At 56.6% G+C, this 20,049-nt stretch carries 20 protein-coding genes; 5 read left to right on the top strand and 15 right to left on the bottom strand.

Annotated elements, in window-relative coordinates:
* Positions 1-30 precede the first annotated feature (30 nt).
* Positions 31-558, top strand: a complete 528-nt coding sequence (locus F3I44_RS18460; protein WP_150015509.1) for a sterol desaturase family protein — start codon at positions 31-33, stop codon at positions 556-558.
* Here F3I44_RS18460 and crtB read toward each other — a convergent pair.
* The 6 genes from crtB to F3I44_RS18430 all read right to left on the bottom strand — a co-directional run bounded on the left by crtB (position 497) and on the right by F3I44_RS18430 (position 7,008).
* A complete protein-coding gene (gene crtB / locus F3I44_RS18455; RefSeq protein ID WP_150015508.1) occupies positions 497-1,426 on the bottom strand; it encodes a 15-cis-phytoene synthase CrtB in 930 nt (309 codons plus the stop codon). The two genes, F3I44_RS18460 and crtB, sit on opposite strands and share 62 nt — an antisense overlap.
* The gene (locus F3I44_RS18450; RefSeq protein WP_150015507.1) at positions 1,423-2,901 is read right to left on the bottom strand and encodes a phytoene desaturase; all 1,479 of its coding nucleotides are present in this window, start codon (positions 2,899-2,901) and stop codon (positions 1,423-1,425) included. Before F3I44_RS18450 ends, crtB begins: the two co-directional genes overlap by 4 nt.
* A complete protein-coding gene (crtY, locus tag F3I44_RS18445) occupies positions 2,898-4,058 on the bottom strand; it encodes a lycopene beta-cyclase CrtY (protein ID WP_150015506.1) in 1,161 nt (386 codons plus the stop codon). Before crtY ends, F3I44_RS18450 begins: the two co-directional genes overlap by 4 nt.
* The gene (locus F3I44_RS18440; RefSeq protein WP_150015505.1) at positions 4,045-5,340 is read right to left on the bottom strand and encodes a glycosyltransferase; all 1,296 of its coding nucleotides are present in this window, start codon (positions 5,338-5,340) and stop codon (positions 4,045-4,047) included. The genes crtY and F3I44_RS18440 overlap by 14 nt, the downstream gene beginning before the upstream one ends.
* Positions 5,341-5,349: 9 nt before the next feature.
* Positions 5,350-6,258, bottom strand: coding sequence for a polyprenyl synthetase family protein (locus F3I44_RS18435; RefSeq protein ID WP_150015518.1), 909 nt, complete (start codon positions 6,256-6,258; stop codon positions 5,350-5,352).
* A gap of 219 nt (positions 6,259-6,477) precedes the next feature.
* Entirely contained in the window at positions 6,478-7,008 is a 531-nt protein-coding gene (locus tag F3I44_RS18430) for a YtfJ family protein (protein ID WP_150015517.1), read from the bottom strand.
* Positions 7,009-7,179: 171 nt separating this feature from the next.
* Here F3I44_RS18430 and F3I44_RS18425 point away from each other — a divergent pair, with 171 nt between their 5' ends.
* Complete coding sequence (locus F3I44_RS18425; RefSeq protein WP_150015504.1) at positions 7,180-7,407, top strand: hypothetical protein; 228 nt, start codon at positions 7,180-7,182, stop codon at positions 7,405-7,407.
* Positions 7,408-7,449: 42 nt separating this feature from the next.
* Here the strand turns inward: F3I44_RS18425 and F3I44_RS18420 are convergent, their stop codons facing one another.
* From F3I44_RS18420 to F3I44_RS18410, 3 genes are all read right to left on the bottom strand, one after another.
* On the bottom strand, positions 7,450-8,127 hold the full coding sequence (locus F3I44_RS18420) for a pirin family protein (protein WP_150015503.1): 678 nt from the start codon (positions 8,125-8,127) through the stop codon (positions 7,450-7,452).
* A 126-nt stretch (positions 8,128-8,253) separates the two neighbouring features.
* Positions 8,254-9,984, bottom strand: coding sequence for a DUF2534 family protein (locus tag F3I44_RS18415; protein WP_150015502.1), 1,731 nt, complete (start codon positions 9,982-9,984; stop codon positions 8,254-8,256).
* A 45-nt stretch (positions 9,985-10,029) separates the two neighbouring features.
* A complete protein-coding gene (locus tag F3I44_RS18410; protein ID WP_150015501.1) occupies positions 10,030-10,452 on the bottom strand; it encodes a DUF2946 domain-containing protein in 423 nt (140 codons plus the stop codon).
* 217 nt (positions 10,453-10,669) lie between these two features.
* Here F3I44_RS18410 and F3I44_RS18405 point away from each other — a divergent pair, with 217 nt between their 5' ends.
* Complete coding sequence (locus tag F3I44_RS18405; RefSeq protein ID WP_150015500.1) at positions 10,670-11,608, top strand: D-2-hydroxyacid dehydrogenase; 939 nt, start codon at positions 10,670-10,672, stop codon at positions 11,606-11,608.
* Between the two features lie 215 nt (positions 11,609-11,823).
* Positions 11,824-12,765 (top strand): Rpn family recombination-promoting nuclease/putative transposase, encoded by a 942-nt coding sequence (locus F3I44_RS18400; protein ID WP_150015516.1) that lies wholly within the window; start codon positions 11,824-11,826, stop codon positions 12,763-12,765.
* A 135-nt stretch (positions 12,766-12,900) separates the two neighbouring features.
* Here the strand turns inward: F3I44_RS18400 and glsB are convergent, their stop codons facing one another.
* The 5 genes from glsB to fucO all read right to left on the bottom strand — a co-directional run bounded on the left by glsB (position 12,901) and on the right by fucO (position 17,205).
* Positions 12,901-13,869 (bottom strand): glutaminase B, encoded by a 969-nt coding sequence (glsB, locus tag F3I44_RS18395; protein ID WP_150015499.1) that lies wholly within the window; start codon positions 13,867-13,869, stop codon positions 12,901-12,903.
* Positions 13,870-13,912: 43 nt separating this feature from the next.
* Complete coding sequence (locus tag F3I44_RS18390) at positions 13,913-15,112, bottom strand: MFS transporter (RefSeq protein ID WP_150015498.1); 1,200 nt, start codon at positions 15,110-15,112, stop codon at positions 13,913-13,915.
* A gap of 174 nt (positions 15,113-15,286) precedes the next feature.
* Positions 15,287-15,457: a hypothetical protein gene (locus F3I44_RS23780; protein ID WP_013196156.1), complete on the bottom strand. Its 171-nt coding sequence runs from the start codon at positions 15,455-15,457 to the stop codon at positions 15,287-15,289.
* Between the two features lie 104 nt (positions 15,458-15,561).
* Positions 15,562-15,735, bottom strand: coding sequence for a GhoT/OrtT family toxin (locus tag F3I44_RS18385; RefSeq protein ID WP_008924737.1), 174 nt, complete (start codon positions 15,733-15,735; stop codon positions 15,562-15,564).
* A 321-nt stretch (positions 15,736-16,056) separates the two neighbouring features.
* Positions 16,057-17,205, bottom strand: coding sequence for a lactaldehyde reductase (gene fucO, locus F3I44_RS18380; protein WP_150015497.1), 1,149 nt, complete (start codon positions 17,203-17,205; stop codon positions 16,057-16,059).
* 252 nt (positions 17,206-17,457) lie between these two features.
* On the opposite strand from fucO, the gene F3I44_RS18375 reads away from it, so the two are divergent.
* Positions 17,458-19,095: a dihydroxyacetone kinase subunit DhaK gene (locus F3I44_RS18375; protein WP_150015496.1), complete on the top strand. Its 1,638-nt coding sequence runs from the start codon at positions 17,458-17,460 to the stop codon at positions 19,093-19,095.
* 5 nt (positions 19,096-19,100) lie between these two features.
* On the opposite strand, the gene F3I44_RS18370 is transcribed toward F3I44_RS18375, so the two are convergent.
* Positions 19,101-19,979, bottom strand: a complete 879-nt coding sequence (locus F3I44_RS18370) for a LysR family transcriptional regulator (RefSeq protein WP_150015495.1) — start codon at positions 19,977-19,979, stop codon at positions 19,101-19,103.
* Positions 19,980-20,049: the final 70 nt, after the last annotated feature.

Below are 20,049 nucleotides of genomic sequence, written 5' to 3'. Positions count from 1 at the left end.
ACTTTGCAGGATGCATGTTCGGGAGAAGCTATGTTGTGGATTTGGAATGCCCTGATTGTTCTGGTCACCGTTATCGGCATGGAGATAACGGCTGCGCTGGCACACAAATACATCATGCATGGCTGGGGTTGGGGCTGGCACCTGTCACATCATGAGCCACATAAGGGCTGGTTCGAGGTTAACGACCTCTATGCAGTGGTGTTCGCGGGCCTGTCGATTTTACTTATTTATCTGGGCAGCACAGGCATCTGGCCGCTGCAGTGGATCGGTGCAGGGATGACGCTTTACGGTCTGCTCTATTTTATCGTGCATGACGGGCTGGTCCATCAGCGCTGGCCATTTCGCTATGTGCCGCGCCGGGGTTATTTACGCCGACTCTATATGGCGCACCGCCTGCATCATGCGGTACGGGGTAAAGAGGACTGTGTCTCGTTTGGTTTTCTCTATGCGCCGCCGCTGTCAAAACTGCAGGCGACGCTCAGGGAACGCCACGGCGTTAAACGGGGCGCTGCCAGAGATAAGCAGGGCGCGGAGCAGGACGCGCCATCCGGGAAGTAACCGCCTGACCGGATGCCGCCACCAGCATGGCCAGTTTCTCTGGCGTGCTGGTGGACTGACGTTGATCCCACGCCTGTGCACCTGCTTCTACTACTTTCATACCGATCTTACGATAAACCTGTTTTGCCGTCGCAATGGCCCACGCCGAACGCAGCGGTAAACCGGGCAACCCCGCCGATGCCGATCGATAATAAGGTTCTGCCGTCTCCACCAGTCGGCGGGCAACGCGGCTGAGGGCCCTGCGATGGCGCGGGTCCGCCAGCGTCTCTCGCGTCAGCCCCTCTTCTGTCAGCCACTCAGCGGGCAGATAACAGCGTCCCGCCTCAGCATCTTCAATGATATCGCGTGCAATATTCGTCAGCTGAAACGCCAGACCAAGATCGCAGGCGCGATCCAGCGTCGCGTTGTCGCGCACGCCCATAATCTGCGCCATCATCAGGCCCACCACGCCCGCCACGTGATAGCAGTAGCGCAGCGTATCATCCAGCGTCTGATAGCGGGTCTCATGGACATCCATCGCAAAGCCTGCCAGGTGATCAAAAGCGTAAGCAGGCAGAATATCGTGCGCCATCGCCACCTCCTGGAAGGCGGCAAAGGCGGGCTCATGCATCTGCGATCCGGCATAGGCCTGGCGGGTTTTCATCTCCAGCTGTGCCAGGCGCTGTTCGGCGGATTGCAGTGACGGCGTATCATTGCTGAATCCCAGCACCTGATCGTCAATCACATCATCACAATGACGACACCACGAGTAGAGCATCAGCACACTGCGTCGGGTTTTGGCATCAAACAGTTTTGACGCCGTGGCAAAGCTTTTAGAGCCGACTTCCATGGTTTCAACGGCATGATCGAGCAGTGACGGACTATTCAAGCCAGATCCTCCAGCATCAATCCTGCGGTGGCCTTGGCCGAACCAATCACCCCTGGGATGCCCGCGCCAGGATGGGTACCCGCGCCGACCAGGTAGAGATTATTGATGGTCTTGTCGCGGTTATGGGGCCGGAACCAGGCGCTTTGCGTCAGAATCGGCTCGACCGAAAACGCCGAGCCCTGATACGCATTCAATTCATCGCGGAAATCAAACGGCGTGAACATGCGGTGCGTCACCAGCTGGCTGCGCAGGCCTGGCATGTAGTGCTGTTCCAGATAGTCGAAGATGCGATCGCGCAGGCGCGGACCTTCCACGGTCCAGTCGATATCGGCGGTGCCGAGGTGCGGCACCGGTGCCAGCACGTAATAACTGCCGCAGCCAGGGGGTGCCAGTGATGGATCGGTCACGCAGGGTGCGTGGAGGTAAAGCGAGAAGTCCTCTGCCAGGGCGTCTTTGTTAAAGATCTCATCAATCAATTCACGATAGCGCGGACCAAAGCAGACTGTGTGGTGCGCGAGCTGATCGTGATGATGATTCAGGCCAAAATAGAGTACAAACAGCGAGTTACTCATGCGCTTGTTCTGCAGGGATTTTCCCTTTACCACAGAGGCGGGATGCTGACTCAGCAGTTCGCGGTAGGTATGAACCACATCCGCATTAGAGGCGACCGCGCGGGTCGGGAATACCCGGCCATCTTCCAGATGCACGGCGGTGATGTTATTTTCCTGCGTCTCCAGCCGCGCAACGCTGGCATTCAGTTCCACTTCGCCACCCAGATCCTCGAACAGTTTTACCATGCCCTGTACCAGTGCGCCCGTGCCGCCACGCGGGAACCAGACGCCCCACTCACGTTCCAGCGCATGAATCAGGGTATAGATTGATGAGGTGGCAAACGGATTCCCGCCTACCAGAAGCGAGTGGAATGAGAACGCCTGACGCAGATGCTCATCTTCAATATAGCTCGCCACTTTGCTGTAGACGCTGCGCCACGCCTGCAGTTTTGCCAGCTGAGGTGCGGCGCGCAGCATGTCACGGAACGACAGAAACGGCACGGTCCCAAGCTTCAGATAACCTTCCGCAAACACCGCACGGGAATAGGCCAGAAAGCGACGATAGCCTTCTACATCACGCGGATTAAAAGCGCTGATTTGCGCTTCCAGCGCGGGCTGATCGTTGTCATAACTGAAGACCTTGCCGGACTCCCAGCAGAGTCGATAAAACGGCTTCACCGGCAGCAGTTCGACATAGTCAGAGAGCTTTTTACCTGCCAGAGTGAACAGCTCTTCAATAGCGCTGGGATCCGTAATCACGGTGGGGCCGGCATCAAAGGTAAAGCCCTGATCTTCGTAAACATAGGCGCGGCCGCCGGGCTTATCACGCTGCTCAAGCAGTCGCGTAGGGATCCCTGACGCCTGAAGGCGAATGGCCAGCGCCAGACCACCAAAGCCTGCACCAATTACTGTCGTTCTGTTCATTGCATCGCCTGTTGACGGTGAGGAGTCATAATAGCCTGTAGCGCAGCCAGTACGGGAACCGGCGGCTTGCCGCTTAAGATGCGCAGCCGATCAGACACAGTGAGTTTTCCCGCATAAAAACGGGCAATCAGACCTTCGGGAAGGCCGTAAAATCGTTGCATAACCTGCCAGCGCTGGTCTGCCGGACCCGCCAGAAACAGCATCCGGTTCAGCATGCGGAAGAAGCGCTGCTGCTGCCAGGTATGACTGGCAAACTGTTGAATGGTCGCGTGCAGGGTTTCAGAGGTGAACGACTGCATCTGCGCCAGCCGGTCAGCGAGCGCGACCGCCAGTGGCAGCGAATAGCCGGTTGTAGGATGGAATAACCCGGCACGCAGACCGCTGCAGGGCAAATCGCGTTTCTGCCAGAAGGCGTCCACGTCGCCGGTCAGCGTAATCGGCAACGCGCCCTGTTCTTCACGCAACAGTTGCTTTAACTGCCAGCCCTGTTGAGCGGCATAGTCACGGATGTTCTGACGGGCGCGATCGCCTTCCAGCGTGGCGTTATCAATATAGTGGGTATCTTCAATCAGCAGCGTATCCGCCGAAAAGGGCAGGCTGTAGACAAAGCGATAGCCTGACTGCTGATCCACGGTCGCGTCCATAATAATCGGCGCGGTCAGGCCGTGGGGCGCACTGAGCTGCCACTCCTGACCCACAAACGCCTGGAAGCCCATGCGCAGCGCACCATCGGGCTGATAGCCGCGTCCATCGATCACCGCATCCGTTTCCAGCACCCGACCATCCTCCAGCGTGACTGAGCGTGAAGCTATGCTCGCCACGCGGGTATTCAGCAGTAGATCCGGCGCAAACCGATCGCGAATTACCTGTGCAAAACGCTCTGCGGTCACACAAAAATAGCCACTGTTCAGACTGCGCCTGCGGTGTGGAAAGCGAACCTCATAACCGGGCCAGTGATGAACCACCAGCGGAGCAATCCAGTGATGCTGCGTATCATTGAGATCGTCCGCATGAAACGACCAGGTATGATGCGCGCCAGGCTCACTGTCGGCGTCGAGCAGCAGCATACGCAGTGACGGACGCTGCTGGCGCAAACGCAGGGCGATTAAGCCGTTAGCCAGCCCCGCGCCTACCAGAATCAGATCATACCGCGGCATAATCTCTCCTGTGGAGTACCGGCTTGCGGGTCTGCATTGCCTGCTCGACAATATCCGCTGCGAGCATGGTGCCGCCCGCCTGACAGAGCGCCGTGCGCAGCGTTTTCATCTGCTGGCCGTAGCTTCTATCAGCCAGTAAAGTCTGAAGCTGACGGGCCATTGCGTGGCTGGTCGTGAAGCGTGACGCGCGACGTCCTATACCGTGCCAGACCACTCTGGCCGCGACGCCCGGCTGGTCAAAGGCCAGTGGAATCGCAAGCAGAGGCGTCAGATGGTTAACAGCATCCAGCACCGTATTCATGCCGCCGTGCGTTATCGCCAGATCGGCCTGCGCCAGTGCGGCAGCCTGATCGGCAAAATCGACCACCTGAACATGGCTGGACTGCGCCAGTTTTTCCGCCTGAAACGGTGACAGACGACCGCAGTGTGCCAGCAGCAACTGTGCGTCGATCTCATGGCAGGCGCGAACAATGGTTTTAAACAGGCCGTAACGATGTCCCTGCAGCGTACCGAGTGACGCGAAAATGCGTGGTCTGTCGCCATGCGGAAAGTAACGTGGTTGCGACACGGCAGGCGCTGTTGCCGCTGTACGCAGCGGACCGACAGAATGAAAATGATCGGGCAGGGCCTGGCGGGGAAAATCGAGTTCCGGCATCAACTGGCTGATCTGCGCCAGGGGTGAAAAGCAGTGATGCAGCTTTTCCCGTGGTGCTAATCCCATCGCATGGGCGTTGCGGGCGATAACGCGATCGTGACGGCGCATCAGCCAGTCATATATTTTTTCACTGGCGCGATAGCGTTCGCGTGCCTGATCGGTGTTGGCATAGTCAAACGGCATCACGGCCAGCGGGAAATCGGGTTCACGGTTAAGTGGCAGCGCACAGGCCACAGAGACGTAAGGCAGGTTCAGAGACTCTGCCGCCAGTGCACCGGCTGGCTCCATCTGATCGACGATCACGCCATCAATCGCCAGCGTCTTCAGCACCACCGGCAGTTCACGACAGAGCATCTCTGTGCTGCGCGCCATCTCGTTGATTAACTTAAGCATCGACGGGCCAAGTGGATGCGCCGCCAGCTGCAGGGTATGCACCAGACTGCCTGCCGGATGCGAGGCGAGACCCAGCGGGAAAAACCCTATCCGGCTGTCAGTCAGTAGTGCGCTGACATCCGTCTGCTGGAGAAAGGTAATCTGGTGTCCGCGTGCGATTAAGGCCTGGCTCAGATGCGAAAGAGCCTGCACATGGCTATAGAAGGGCGGTGCAATGACCGCGAAGTGGCTCATGCAGCATCCTTAACTGACGGCAGCGAGTTTTTTCTCAAACCAGGCCTGAACAAAATGGTGAGTGGCATAACCGTCCTGGCAGGCCGAGAGCAGATGCTCGCTGGCACAGCGCAGGTGATCGCGCAGTCGCGTTTCAACCGCCTGTGGCCCCAGCAGATTGACCAGCGTCGATTTCCCGTCATCCTGATGCGCATCTTTGCCGGTATCCGCCATGCCATCGGTGAGATCGTCCAGCAACTGAAAAGCCTGACCGAGATTAAGCGAAAAGCGGTGCAGCTGTTCGCGCGCTTCTTTTGGCGTTTCCGCCACAATAGAGGCCATCTGCATAGAGGCGCAGAACAGGGTGCTGGTTTTGTAATGGTTGGTCATGAGAATGGCGTCGGCACTGCGTGGCTTGTCGCCTTCTGAAAGATCCTTGAACTGACCCTGCACCAGACCCTGCATGCCGACAGCGTGGGATAGCTCCGCGACCGCATCGGCTCTGGCGGCTGCCGTTAAGCCTTCTGCCATGGCAACCACGCCAAAAGCTTTACTCAGCAGCGCCACTGCGGCCAGAATCGCGACATGTTCTCCATACTGGCAGTGAATGGTCGGACGTCCACGACGCAGCTGCGCATCATCCATACAGGGCATGTCATCCAGAATCAGGGAGGCGGCGTGCACCATCTCAACCGCGCAGGCGAGATCGAGCAGCCCGGCAGGGGTGGCGCTACAGCCGAGATCGCGCGCGGCCAGCAGCAGCAGCAGCGGGCGGATACGCTTTCCCGGTGCCAGCGCCCCCTCGCGCATTGCCGCGCCGACTAAATCACGCTCACTCTCAACCGGTAAAAGCTGATCAAGCCGTTGCTCAATGTCGCTCAACAGGCTGGCTGCATCATTGTGGCTGAAACTGACGTGTTGTTCTGCACAGACCGTCATCATGGCTGTCCTTATCTACAGAGGAAGTCACAGCAGGTCGAAATGATTCGATGCCATCTTCAATAATCGTCCCCGACTGCCACAGCATAGTTGGCAGGTTTTCAAAGAACGGCGGGTAAATTCATTACAACTAAGCGTAGCTCACAACGATAAAAATGTCGGCGAATTCAGCAGCATTCCGCCTTTTGGCGCGTCATCCTGATCACTATCTTGCCTGAATCAGCCCAGCAATGCGCGCAGCGCTTTCATCACGCGGGTGACATCCTCATCCGATAATGCGCCATCTTTAGCGAAGCGCACAATCCCTTGCGGATCAATCACCACGACGGACGCGCTTTCCGGCTGAAGATGCCAGCTATGGGCAGTGACGCCACTGCTGTCGATAATAAATTGCTGCCAGGGTGCTGCTTTTTTGCTGGAGGCGATGCTGCGCACCACAAAAATGGCACTGCCGGGCAGGGCATCGTCGGTATTGACAATGGTGGTAGTCTGGAAGCGGTCGCGCGGCAGTTGGGCCTGCTGAATGGCTTTGATTAGGGGTTCACTCTGATCTTTCGCGGATAGCCGGCCTGCCACATGAATCACCAGACGCACTTTTCCGGTCAGTGTCTGACTGTTCCAGCGCTGATAATTGATGTCGCCCTGGTTCAGCACCATCTCGCCTTTGTCAGCAACGTAAACCGACGGGACAGGCTGACCGGGTGTCAGGGTATGAGCAGCTGTAAAGCCGGAAAACAGCAGGGCAATCATCAATCCATAATGGCGCACGGGTTCCTCACTTCTTTTCGTTTTACGGCAGGCGAGGCGAGCTATCTCATCAGCAGGCAGAAGATTAGTACCACATCTCTGTTTCAGATCAATAAAAGCATTAAAGATTTGGGCTGAAAATGCAGGGAATATTTTGTTAACAGGAGGTGGAATATGAGCACAGCACTGATGACCTTACCTGAGTTTGCCCGCTACATTGGCATCGCTACGCCAACGCTGGCGCGTGCCTTTTGCTGCCGGGGATCGCTGGCGGGCGTGCCGCTGCCGCAGGCGCTGGATGATGCACCGCTGACGCAACGCCACTGGCTACGCGACGATGTCCGTCAGTTTGATCATGCCTATAAACGTGTTCAGGCGATGCAGCAACGTAAAACGCGTTAAAACGCCCATCAAAAGTAAAGCGCGGGATTATCCCGCGCTTTGTTATGCAACATTGTCAGGCTTAACCAGGAAGCAGACCAGATTGGCATCCCGATCGCCCGTGATCTCCATGCTGCTATCCAGCCCGCTCACCGCATCGCCGCGACGGAGTCGCTGATCGCCAATCCGAATAATTCCCTCCAGCACGGTCAGATAAGCCACAAAGCCCGGCATCGAGGGCACGTCAACCGTCTGATTACGCTCCAGCAGCGTATCGTAGATGTAGACTTCCTGGCGCAGTTCCAGCGGGGCGTCAGACTCTTCCGGCCCGGCCAGTTCGGTCCAGCCGTTAGTCATGATGCCCTGATCGCGCTCCAGCACCTGAGTCATCGCTTCACCGCCCGGCTGTGATGGCCGGATAACGGCCTGCAACAGCTCCGCTTCATACAGCGGCACTGACTCTTCGTACTGAACACCCTCACCGGCATTCACCACCATCACCTTTTTCGCAGAGAGCTGGGTACGTTCGCCGTTGCTGTCCTGATGCTGCATTGAACCGCGCCATAAGTATGTGAACACTTCTTCATCCTGATGCTGCTGCATCGGGATCCGGGCATCCAGTTTTAGCGACATCAGGTCAATAGTGAGCAACGGACTAAGCGACTCGCCAGGTCGCTGACGACGAACGGTAAAAGGACCGTACTCAAAGAGTTGTTCAGAATTAGCTCGCACAATGTTCATGATGAGTTCTCAGATAGAGGAGGGCATAACAACGATCATAGACCTCACGCGCAGAATGAAAAGCCGGATGATTTGCCCGGCTTCGTCAGTTATTTTGAATAAATAGTCACGCAATGTGTCATCTGCTTATTTACCCTGTTCGTCGCTCTCACCCAGGAAGAAATACCAGAGTGGGATCGACAACAGTCCGGTAAAGACCGTGGAGTAGAGCAGGATCATCATCGCCTGAGTGATATACATGGTCAGTGACCAGTGGCTGAAGGGGATCTGATACTGGTCAATCACCCCGCCAATCATCGCATTCGCCATCACTGAAATCACAATCAGCGCCAGTACCGTGACGCTACGAAGAAAATAGCGCATCTCTTTGCGCTTTCCGGCAAAGCGTGACTGGACGATAGCCAATGGCGACTGCTTATCTGGCGCAATGTCTTCCCGAATGACCGACGCACGCTGCGCGCTGCGCCAGCGCTGAATATCCAGCAGGATCAGCACCACCAGGCTGATGCCCATTACAGGCAGCGCATAACCCAGCGCCAGCATCACTATCAGACTGGTACCCTGTGCATAACGCGGCAGTGCAAGCCAGGCGGACAACAGCGTCTGCGATGGGCTGAGCTGGGGAACCGCCGGGCGGCGAATCCACCACATGCGGTAGCCCAGCACTATCATCGCACAGAGTCCAAAGCCGAACAGGGCCAGTATCAGCTGGTTAGGCAGACCAAACAGTACACCCATATGCGCATCCACGCCCCAGCGGGTCAGTTTTGCCACCAGCGGAAAGCTGGCGAATTCAACGCGGTCGACCACGCTGAAATCAGCCGGATTGATGGAAACCGCATCGACCTGGCTTGGCCAGCTGCGATCAATCTCCGACACTGTCCAGGCCTGTTCTGCGTTCTTAGGCTGACGCAGCTCCAGTTTCGCGGCGTGCAGTCCGGCCTGACGTGCTGCTGCCAGTGCCTGATCCCAGCGGGCATTTGGTTGATTAGGAACCACTGGCACGGCGGTTCTGGCTGGCATGGTCATGCCGGACATCGTCATGCCGATCATCGCACCGCGATGGTCAGCATGCGGATCGGCTGCTTCGGCGGGCGCGTCACCATTCAGTGCGGTATTAACCTGCGGCGTTTTCCAGCCAAAGTCGCTGCGCATTTTTTCGATATTGTTGCCTGCCCACTGTGACCAGGTCAGTCCCGTTACCGAAAAGAACACCAGCCCGATAGCCAGCAGCAGACCCAGCGTAACGTGCCAGTGACGCGTTGCCGCAAATCCGCTGCGCACTTTCTTACGGGTACGGGGTGGCCGGGTACCGGACCATAAGACGATGCCGCCCAGCGCAGCGACCCACAGCCATGAGGCTGCCAGCTCGCTGTAGTTACGGCCAAAATCGCCCAGCAGCAGGCCGCGATGCAGCTGATCCAGCCACATGCGCAGCGGCAGTACACCACTGGTGCCATACACCGTCATATCGCCTTTCACCTGCAGCGTGTAGGGATCGATAAACAGCGATCGCGATTCCGATGGGCCAAGCTGAGGCTCAGCAAACTGCACGCGGGTTGTATCCTGCGGACCCGGGGCGGGACGCACGGCATAGATACGTGCTGACTCACCCGCTCGCGCACGTGCGGCGGCAATCTGGGCTGACAACGGCTGTGCCTGTCCCTGTGCATCGGTGGTCAGGGCGTCGTGGTAGATTGCCTGTTCCAGCTGCGGTGTCAGAACGTAGAGTGTGCCGGTGAGCGCGGCGACAAAAATAAATGGCGCGATAAACAGGCCAATATAAAAATGCAGGCGGCGAAACAAGTTTAAGAGCGTGCCGCGCTGTGCAGGGATAATTTCCTGAGAAGAGGACATAGCATTCCACACTTTTCAAAAGACAAAGGCGATTGTGTGACGTTGTCACGCAATCGAATCAGAAAGCAGTGAGTGTGACGTGAAAGTGGGCGGTGCTCGTGGTCGGTGGAGACGCAGCATCCATCGCCACGGAGGCGGATGAATCGCAGAGGGCGGCGGTGCGCGGCTGATCAGACGCATCCACCAGATGAACGGGACAAACACCCAGAGCATCAGCGGCACATGCACCAGCAAATCGCAGTAACCACAGGCGAAACCAGGATCGATCATCATCCCATGGTCCGCCATCGACATCATCTCGCTGTGATGATGCATCATTGGCATCTCTGCGCTCATAGCGGAGACGCGCTGCATTGTGGCGTGATGCTCAGCCAGATTCTTTGAAATCATCGGGGCAACAAACAGCAGCAGCACGGCCAGTATCGCAATACCGGCAGTGAGTCGATGTCTGAGTGAAGATTTCTGCATGATTTAACGGGCGCAAGGGGTAAGAGTTCCGGGCGGCAGTGTAACGCGAAGGGGATAAAAGGGTTAAATAAAGTGGCATCTGTTCCGAAAAAATTCGCACTCTTTGAACATATTCACTTTAATTTCAGCATCATTTAACTTAGATGTTACTCGTTAAATACATACAAATAACATTGATGAGTCGGTTGCATTGAACCGAACCCATAAAGGAATGAAGATGAAAATTGTAATGCTGGATGGTGATACGCTGCCTGTCTCTCTGCCGACCCGGCAACAACAGGCTGACTGGGAGATTCGCACGCAGACTCCGGTCAGTGACATTGTCTCTTCGCTTACGGGCGCGACGGTTGCGATTACCAATAAGGTGCCGTTGCGCGCCGACACCCTGGCGCAGCTGCCCGAACTGCGCTTTATCTGTGTTGCGGCGACGGGTTATGACTGTGTTGACCTCAACGCGTGCCGTGAGCGCGGCATCGTGGTCAGTAATGTGCCCGGCTACTCTACCCAGAGCGTGTCGGAGGCGGTGATCGCCGCCATTTTCGCCCTGCGTCGTCAGATAATGGCCTATGCCGTTAACACCCGCATCGACTGGCCGCAGGCACAGCACTTCTGTCTGCATCGTCAGCCGATAGGGGATATTGGCGGTGCCACGCTGGGTATCGCGGGCAGAGGTAATATTGGTCAGGCGGTCGGCAGTCTGGCCCAGGCGCTGGGAATGAAGGTGCAGTACGCGGAGCGCAAAGGCAGCGACAGCGTGCGTGAGGGCTATGTCAGCTTTGAGCAGATGCTGGCCACCAGCGATATTATTTCGCTGCACTGCCCATTGAGTGACAGCACCCGACAGATGATTGACCGTGATGCACTGGAGAAAATGAAACCGCATGCGCTGCTGATTAACACCGCGCGTGGCGGACTCATTAACGAGGCCGATCTTGCTGAGGTATTAAAGCAGGGGCTGATTGGCGGCGCGGCGCTGGATGTCCTGAGCAGCGAACCCCCCTCTGCAGATAATCCGCTGCTGGCAGATTTGCCCAATCTGCTGCTGACGCCGCACATTGCCTGGGCGAGCCGCAGCGGTGTTGAAAACCTGGTGAGTGGCGTGATGGCCAATATCGCGGCCTTTATTCAGGGTGAGCCGATTAATGTGGTGAGCTGAGCCGGGTTGAATGGCTTTTTAAGGCCCGCAATGCGTTGATATTCAGAGCAACCTCGTAGAATTCAGGAAAAGTGTTTTACGGGGTTCAATCATCAGAGTATTCATTGCGTTATTTCCATCCGTACTTTAAACGTTCGCGCGCTACAGGATTTAGCGCCTTTTACTGGCTGAATCAGCCGTTATCAGCGCTTCAGGAACAGAAAGGATTCTGGTCAGTGAAAAAGAACAACAGCACGCACACGCCTCATGATGCGACATTCCGGCAATTTCTGACTCAGCCAGATATTGCCCGGGATTTCCTGGCGCTGCACCTGCCGCCAGAGTTGTGCGAACGCTGTGATCTCAGCACATTGAAGCTGGAGTCGGGGTCGTTTGTCGAGGATGACCTTCGGCAATACTTTAGCGATGTGCTTTACAGTCTTAAAACTACCGCTGGCAATGGATATATCCATGTACTCATTGAGCATCAGTCATCACCTGACAAACATATGGCATTTCGGCTGATGCGCTATGCAGTGGCTGCCATGCAGCGCCATCTTGACGCTGGGCATAAGAGATTGCCGCTGGTGATACCCATACTGTTTTACGTGGGCAGACGCTCTCCCTATCCTTATTCGACCCGGTGGCTGGATGAGTTCGACGACCCGTTGCTGGCGGACAGGCTTTACAGCCACAGTTTTCCGCTGGTCGATGTCACGACGATTCCTGGCGATGAGATCATGCAACACCGCAGCATGGCGGCACTGACCCTGTTGCAGAAACATATCCGGCAGCGGGATCTGGCAGAACTGATGGACAGGCTGGTATCCATTTTGATGGCAGGCGAACACTCTTCATCGCAGGTGATATCATTGGTAAACTACATTGTGCAGGCGGGCGAAGTATCAAACGCTAAAACCTTTGTACAGGAGCTGGCACAGCGTGTGCCCCAACACGAGAACGCACTTATGACTATCGCACAACAGCTTGAGCAGATAGGGCTTGAGAAAGGCATTGCACAAGGTCGCATCGAAGGTAAAGAGATCGGTCTTCAACAAGGAAGGAAAAGCATGCAACTCAGAATTGCCCGCACCATGCTAAAGAGTGGGATGGATTGCAATACCGTCATGCAGATGACCGGTCTGACAGAAGATGAGCTGCCACAGCTTTCGCACTAAGAATTTTTTGCGCGCTGATTAACGCTGACGACTCAAATCGCCAGCGTACTGCACTGAAAATATCAAATCAGCTTGCCGGAATCATGGGAACTCCATCGCTTTTCATCACGGCGAGCCTGTTATTTGCGCTCAGAGTCAGAATATCGAGCGCCCCAGCTTTTCCGTCAGCAATTCGAGCACAGCGGTGCCCGCCAGCGAATTACCTGCGCTATCCAGCCCGGGTGACCAGACGGCAATGCTCATCTCGCCAGGGATGACGGCAATAATTCCGCCACCTACGCCCGACTTCGCAGGCATCCCGACCCGCCACGCGAATTCGCCTGCGCCATCATACATCCCGCTGGTGATCATCAGTGCGTTAATCTGCCGTGCCTGACGCGGTGTAATCATCTGGCTGCCATCCAGTGTTTTACCCTGATTAGCCAGATAGACGAAGGTGCGCGCCAGTTCAACGCAGTTCATCGATAGAGAGCAATAGTGGAAATAGGTCTGCATGACGCTGGTGACATCATTATCGAAATTACCAAACGACTTCATCAGCCAGGCGATCGCGGCATTGCGGGCAGAATGTTCAAACTCAGAGCGGGCAACGTGGCGATCATAATTGATATCGGGCTGCTGGCTCAGCTGGCGCACAATTTCCAGCATTCGCTGGCGCGGCGCAGTCAGGCGGGTTTCCAGAAGATCGCAGATTACCAGCGCCCCGGCATTAATAAACGGATTACGCGGCTTGCCCTGTTCCAGTTCCAACTGCACCAAGGAATTAAATGGCTGGCCTGATGGCTCTTTTCCCACCCGCTGCCAGATTTCACTGTCGTCATAGCGGGTCAGCGCCACGGTCAGCGAGAGCGCTTTAGATATCGACTGAATCGAAAAGCGTGTCTCCGCATCGCCCGCCTGAAAGAGGGTGCCGTCACGCAGGCAAACGGCAATGGCCAGATTGTCGGCCGCGACATCGGCCAGTGCGGGAATATAGTCAGCGACTTTTCCCTGATGGACCAGCGGACGCACCTGATCCAGTACCTCCTGTAGCAGAGCATTATTCAGTTCAGACACGGCACCTTTCTCCCGTCGGTTTTCGCTGACCGGCAATGCGCCAGGCATTTGCGCCCGCCAGTCATCTGTAATGAGTCGCTGATCGGCAGTTTCAGCTGATAGGTTTTGACTGTGCTGCCAGCGGAGCCAATGCCATCTGTAACAGGCTCAGCAGTGCCAGCACGCTGAAGGGCAGCGTCCAGTTACCGCTTTGTTCATGGAGCACGCCAAAAAACAGCGGTCCCAGGGCTGCCAGCGCGTAGCCCACACATTGCGCCATGCCTGAAAGTTGTGAGGCCTGACGGTGATGTGTGGCGCGCAGATTAAACAGCGAGAGGCAGAGCACCAGTGACGCTCCGGCACCCAGTCCGGCCAGTGTCAGCCAGATCAACGCCCATTGCGGATTAAGCAGCAGACCTGACATACCGAGGAAAATACCCGAGGAAGCAATGAATGCGGTGAGCCGGGCATCTTTTACCCGCTTCAGGACCACCATGCAGCCCAGGTTAGCAACGATTGCAATTGCCTGATACCAGAACAGCAGCCAGCCAGCCTGCGCCTGAGTGAAGCCATTATCCTGAGCAAACACGGCAAACCAGTCGATCAGGGTATAAAATGCCAGCGATTGCAGTGCCATAAACAGGGCGATTTGCCAGCCACCGGCTGAGCGCCACGCATGACGATATGCAACAGGTGCATCAGTCGGCGCTAAGGATGACTGCCGCTGCCGTAAAAGCGGCAGCCAGGTGAGGAGCGCAACCAGTCCCGGCAGCGCCCAGACAACCAGTGAGAGTCGCCAGCCCGCCGTTGTGAGCTGGCTCAGCGGCACGGCAATGCCAGACGCGAGGCTGGCGGTAATCGACATGGTGGCGGCATAAAGGCCAATGTATCTGGCGGTATGGGCGGTGAAATCGCGCTTAATCAGCGGCGGCAGCAGTACGTTGGCGGCGGCAATACCTGCGCTCAGCAGCAGCGTTCCGCTCCATAATGCCGCTTCAGCAGGCAACCAGCGCAACAGTGAACCGGCAGTGATCAGGCACAGTGCGCCCCACAAACTGCGTTCCAGCCCGACCCGATTCCCCAGCCAGGCGGCAGGGGGGGCGAGCAGGGCAAACAGCATCAGTGGAATAAAGTTAAACAGGCCTGCTTCGCTGGCGCTGAGGCCAAAAGTCTGGCGGATATCCTGCAGCACCGGGCCGACGGCGGTAATCGGTGCCCGAAGATTCGCTGCGGTCAGCAGCAGGACGAACAAAAAAAAGCTGGCGCTGGAAAACGCAGCGAGGGGTTTAGCTTGCTGTTGTACAGGCATCATGGCAGGGATCATCACATGCAGCAGTGCTGCGGGGGCGTTGGTTGACGTTAACGCTTACGCATCAGAATTGATGTCTGGGCGCTACTTTACTGACCGGTTAGCGGCCTGTAAAGCCTTGTTATGTGATGAAATAGCGTAAATGCGATCTCGCCGCAGTGCTCGCTGTATCGCTGATTAGTGAAACTCAGGCTCGGGGAAGTGACCGCAATCGTTCTGGCTGGGATTAGAGCCGGGCTGGCAGGTCTGCTGCCGGGTTTCGGCCGCGGGAACCGGTTTTTCAGCGTGCCACGGGGCACTACAGGCACTCAGAAGAGAAACCAGAATCATCACACTCACTACGCGCATATCCGCTCCTTTTTAACCATTATGAGCAAGGTCACGTCGGTGATCGGCGGTTGGCAGGTCAGGGACGTCTTACCTGAGTGTGGTCGCTAAGGGGATATTGTCAATTAGAACAGCGCGAACATCAGCGCAACAGGAAAACTCATCGGCCAGGTGGCACCCACCAGAAAGGCACTCAGCAGTTTGATGCTCAGCTTATCTTTGGCGATGAAGAAAGTGATCAGCGTCGCGACCAGTGCAACAACGGCATAGAAAATTAGCATACCCTGGTACAGTGTCATTGATATCTCCGCAGCGTCATTAGGGTTTTCGCTGCGCATGATGCGGATTTTTGTGATCCAGATCAAGCGAATCAGAGTTTAGCATCTAAAGAAATTATCGGTCAGTGCGGCTGATTTACGCTCTGACATCCATGATGATAGCGGGCGATTTCAGGCTGAAACCGTGCCGTAAAATACGGGTCGAACCTTTGCTGATGCCGCGATCCTCTCTGAACAACCTCTGGCGAATAATTGCTGACTGACTGTTACCCTGACGTAAAAAACCCGCCAGGGTAGGGGCGGGCCAGAGATGGCAGTGCATAACTACACAGCGTACGCGTTTTAACTCTGACGATAGAGCGCCATCACCGCTTCCAGATCGGGCGTCCGGGGGTTACCGCCGGTGCAGACGTCATCCAGCGCCGCCTGCGCCAGTGCAGGGATATCCGCCTCCTGTAAGCCGACCTCGCGCAGCGAACGCGGAATACCCACATCGCGGCAGAGCTGACGAACCGCAGCGACAGCCGCTTCCCGCGCCTGATCCAGCGTCAGCGTGTCCACTTGTTTCACACCCATCGCACGGGCAATATCGCGATATTTTTCGCCTGTTGACGGGGCATTCCACGCCATCACCTGTGGCAGCAGAATGGCGTTCGCCACGCCGTGCGGCACGTTGTAAAAGGCACCCAGCGGATGCGCCATACCATGCACCAGACCGAGTCCGACATTGGAGAAGCCCATACCGGCCACATACTGCCCCAGCGCCATCTGCTCAACAGCAGCAATATTTCCGGCCACCGATTCGCGCAGCGACTGGCTGATAATTTCAATGGCTTTGAGGTGCAGCATGTCAGTCAGGGGCCAGGCACCGCGCGTAATGTACCCTTCAATCGCGTGAGTCAGGGCATCAATACCGGTGGCCGCTTTCAGCGAGGCGGGCATGCTCGCCATCATCTCCGCATCAATAATCGCCACTTTTGGAATGTCATGCGGATCGACGCAGACAAACTTGCGACGATTCTCTTCGTCGGTGATGACATAGTTAATGGTGACTTCTGCCGCGGTACCTGCCGTGGTCGGTATAGCAATGATAGGCACGCACGGATGACGGGTTGGGCTGACGCCTTCCAGACTGCGAACATCTTCGAATTCAGGGTTGTTGATAATAATGCCGATGGCTTTGCTGGTGTCCTGCGGTGAACCACCGCCGATGGCAATGAGGTAATCAGCACCTGATTCCCTGAACATAGCAACGCCCTGCTGCACGACCCGGATAGTCGGATTCGGCACGACCTCATCATAGACCGCCCAGTCAAGCTGATGCTGTTCCAGCAGGTCAGTAACCCGCTTCAGCGCACCGGCCGCAACCAGCGCTTTGTCAGTGACAATAAGCGCTTTACGCATCCCGCGACGCTTTACCTCTTCAGGCAAATGACGCAATGCGCCAGCACCAAACCAGGCGGTTTCATTCAGAATCATACGTTGAGTCATCAAAACATCCTCTGTTAACAAATGGTTTTCTACGATCCGTTATCCGCTTTTCAGGTTCTGCGCATAACCTCTCAGTTTAAGGTAAGGACATTTGATAAAAATCAATGAATTAGTAAAGAGTGCTGCGCGCATTTCATTCAGGCAGAGCTTTCGTCTGATGGGGTCGCGGTGAGAGGCGGTGGATTATGCCCATCGTCAGTTGTGTGCAACACTTCTTTATCACATACCTGTCCGCCCATGAGGAATGAAGACATGACCCGATTCGTAATGAATAAAAAGGATGAACTCGTCGACAACGCGCTGGATGGCATGATTTACGCCAGTCCGTGGCGCAATCTGGTGCGGCTGCAGGTCGATCCCCACATTCGCATCGTGATGCGCAGGGACTGGAAAAAACAGCAGGTCGCACTGATCTCCGGTGGCGGTTCCGGCCATGAACCGGCGCACGTCGGCTTTATTGGTAAAGGAATGCTGACGGCGGCCGTCTGTGGTGATGTGTTTGCCTCACCCAGCGTTGATGCGGTTTATAACGCCATCATCAACCTTACCGGTGACGCGGGCTGTCTGCTGATTGTGAAAAACTACACCGGCGATCGTCTCAACTTTGGGCTGGCGGCTGAAAAGGCCCGCAATGCAGGGTTCAGTGTCAATATGGTGATTGTCGGTGACGATGTGGCGTTACCGGATAATCCTCAGCCACGCGGCGTGGCAGGCACGTTGCTGGTGCATAAAGTGGCAGGCTTTGTCGCCGAGCGGGGTGATGATCTGGCGGCGGTAACTGAGGCCGCAGAGACCGCCAGTCGTGCTATCGCCACCATGGGGGTAGCGCTTTCCAGCTGTCATCTGCCGGATGAACAGACCGGCCAGCGGGTGCCCGACGGTAGTGTGGAAATGGGGCTGGGGATTCACGGCGAGCCGGGCGTTGACGTCATGCCGACTCAGAACAGTCAGCAGATTGTGCAGCATCTGCTGGAGAAGGTGATGCCAGGCAAGGATCAGCCCTGTGCGCTGCTGGTGAATAACCTTGGTGGAATGTCGGCGCTGGAGATGAGTCTGGTCACACGTGATCTGATTGAGTCGCCGCTCAGCCGGGGAAGCCGTTATCTGATTGGCCCGGCACCGCTGATGACCGCGCTGGACATGAAAGGCTTTTCTGTCACCTGCATGACGCTGACGCCGCTGTTCGAAGCGGCAATCTGCGCCCCGGTCGAAGTGACCGGCTGGGTTCCGGCGGTTGAGATCACCTCGCTGCAGCCGGTTAACGCAACCCGGGAGGCGACAGCGCATCCGGTGCAACCCTCCGAAAACCCGGCGGTCGCTGTCTTTGTGAACCGCATCTGTGAAACGCTGATCGCCAGTGAAAGCGAGCTGAACAAACTCGATGCGCAGGTGGGTGACGGGGATACCGGATCGACCTTTGCTGCTGGCGCGCGTCAGATCCAGCGTGAATGCGCCGATAACCAGCTGCCGCTGAATGTTCTGCCCGACCTGCTCGCGGTAACGGGTGAGCGACTGGCCACGGTGATGGGTGGTTCCAGCGGCGTGTTGATGGCTATCTTCTTCACCGCCGCGGCGCAGCACCTGTCGGAAGGGGATGTCTTACCGGTCGCTTTACAGCAGGGTCTGGAAAAAATGAAGCAGTATGGCGGGGCTAAACCGGGCGATCGCACACTGATTGATGCGCTCCAGCCCGCGATTGAGGCACTGGTGGCGGGCAAATCGCTGGCAGCCGCAGCAGATGCGGCGCAGCGGGGCAGCGATGCAACCGCCAGCATGGGAAAAGCAAAGGCGGGCCGATCATCTTATCTCAATAGCGCGAACCTGAATGGCGTGCCCGATCCCGGGGCGGTTGCAGTCGCCAGCGTGTTTGCGGCATTACAAACGCTCTAGCTCAATCACGGCGCTAAACGCGTCTGTAAAAAGGCCAGTAACTGACGGTTAACTTCGCTGCGCTGGCGGTGCTGTGGGTAAACCGCATTCAGGGAGAGCGGTGGCGGCTGGCAGCCGTCCAGCACCGTCACCAGTTCACCCCTTTGCAGGGCTGTCTCTACGATAAAAGCGGGTAGCAAGACCAGTCCGAGTCCCGCCAGTGCGGCATCACGCAGTACTTCGCCATTGTTACTCACCATGGGGCCCTGAACCGCCAGCCATTTCGCTTTGCCATTAACCTGCAGTTCCCAGCCATTCTGACCTTCCCGTCCGTAGCGCAGGCAGGCGTGTTGCAGCAACTCTTCGGGCTGCTGCGGCGTGCCGGCCCGCTGCAGATAACCTGGACTGCAGCAGATTACCCGCTTCAGCTCACCCAGCGGGCGGGCAATCAGCGTGGAATCGGCCAGGGTGCCGATGCGAATCGCCATATCGACGCCTTCGCCAATTACATCAACATAGCGATCGGCCAGCTCTATCTGAAACTGCAGTGCCGGATGATGGCTCAGGAATTCAGCGATGAGTGGTGAAAGATGACTCATGCCAAACGACATCGGCAGATTGATACGGAAGGTGCCGCGCAGCGCCTGATGCTGCTCCGACACCGCCAGTTCTGCTTCCTGAATCTCATCCAGAATGCGCTGAGCATGCTGCGCAAAAAGTTGTCCTGCATCCGTCACTGACAGCTTACGGGTGTTGCGTATCAGCAGACGTACGCCTAATGACGCTTCCAGCGCGGCCATGCGGCGGCTGACATACTGTTTCGATAGCATCAGCTGCTCAGCGGCTGCAGTGAAGTTGCCAGCATGTATCACGGCGATGTAAATCCGGAGATCTTCGATCTGCATAGTGTCCACTTGTTGGTGACAGTGACGGGGTTTCAGGCGAAAAATCAGCCGCAGGCGTTAACTTATATCG

The sequence above is a fragment of the Pantoea sp. F_5 genome, from assembly GCF_008631595.1.
Taxonomy (GTDB): domain Bacteria; phylum Pseudomonadota; class Gammaproteobacteria; order Enterobacterales; family Enterobacteriaceae; genus Pantoea; species Pantoea gossypiicola.
This window is presented reverse-complemented; position numbering and strand designations above follow the sequence as displayed.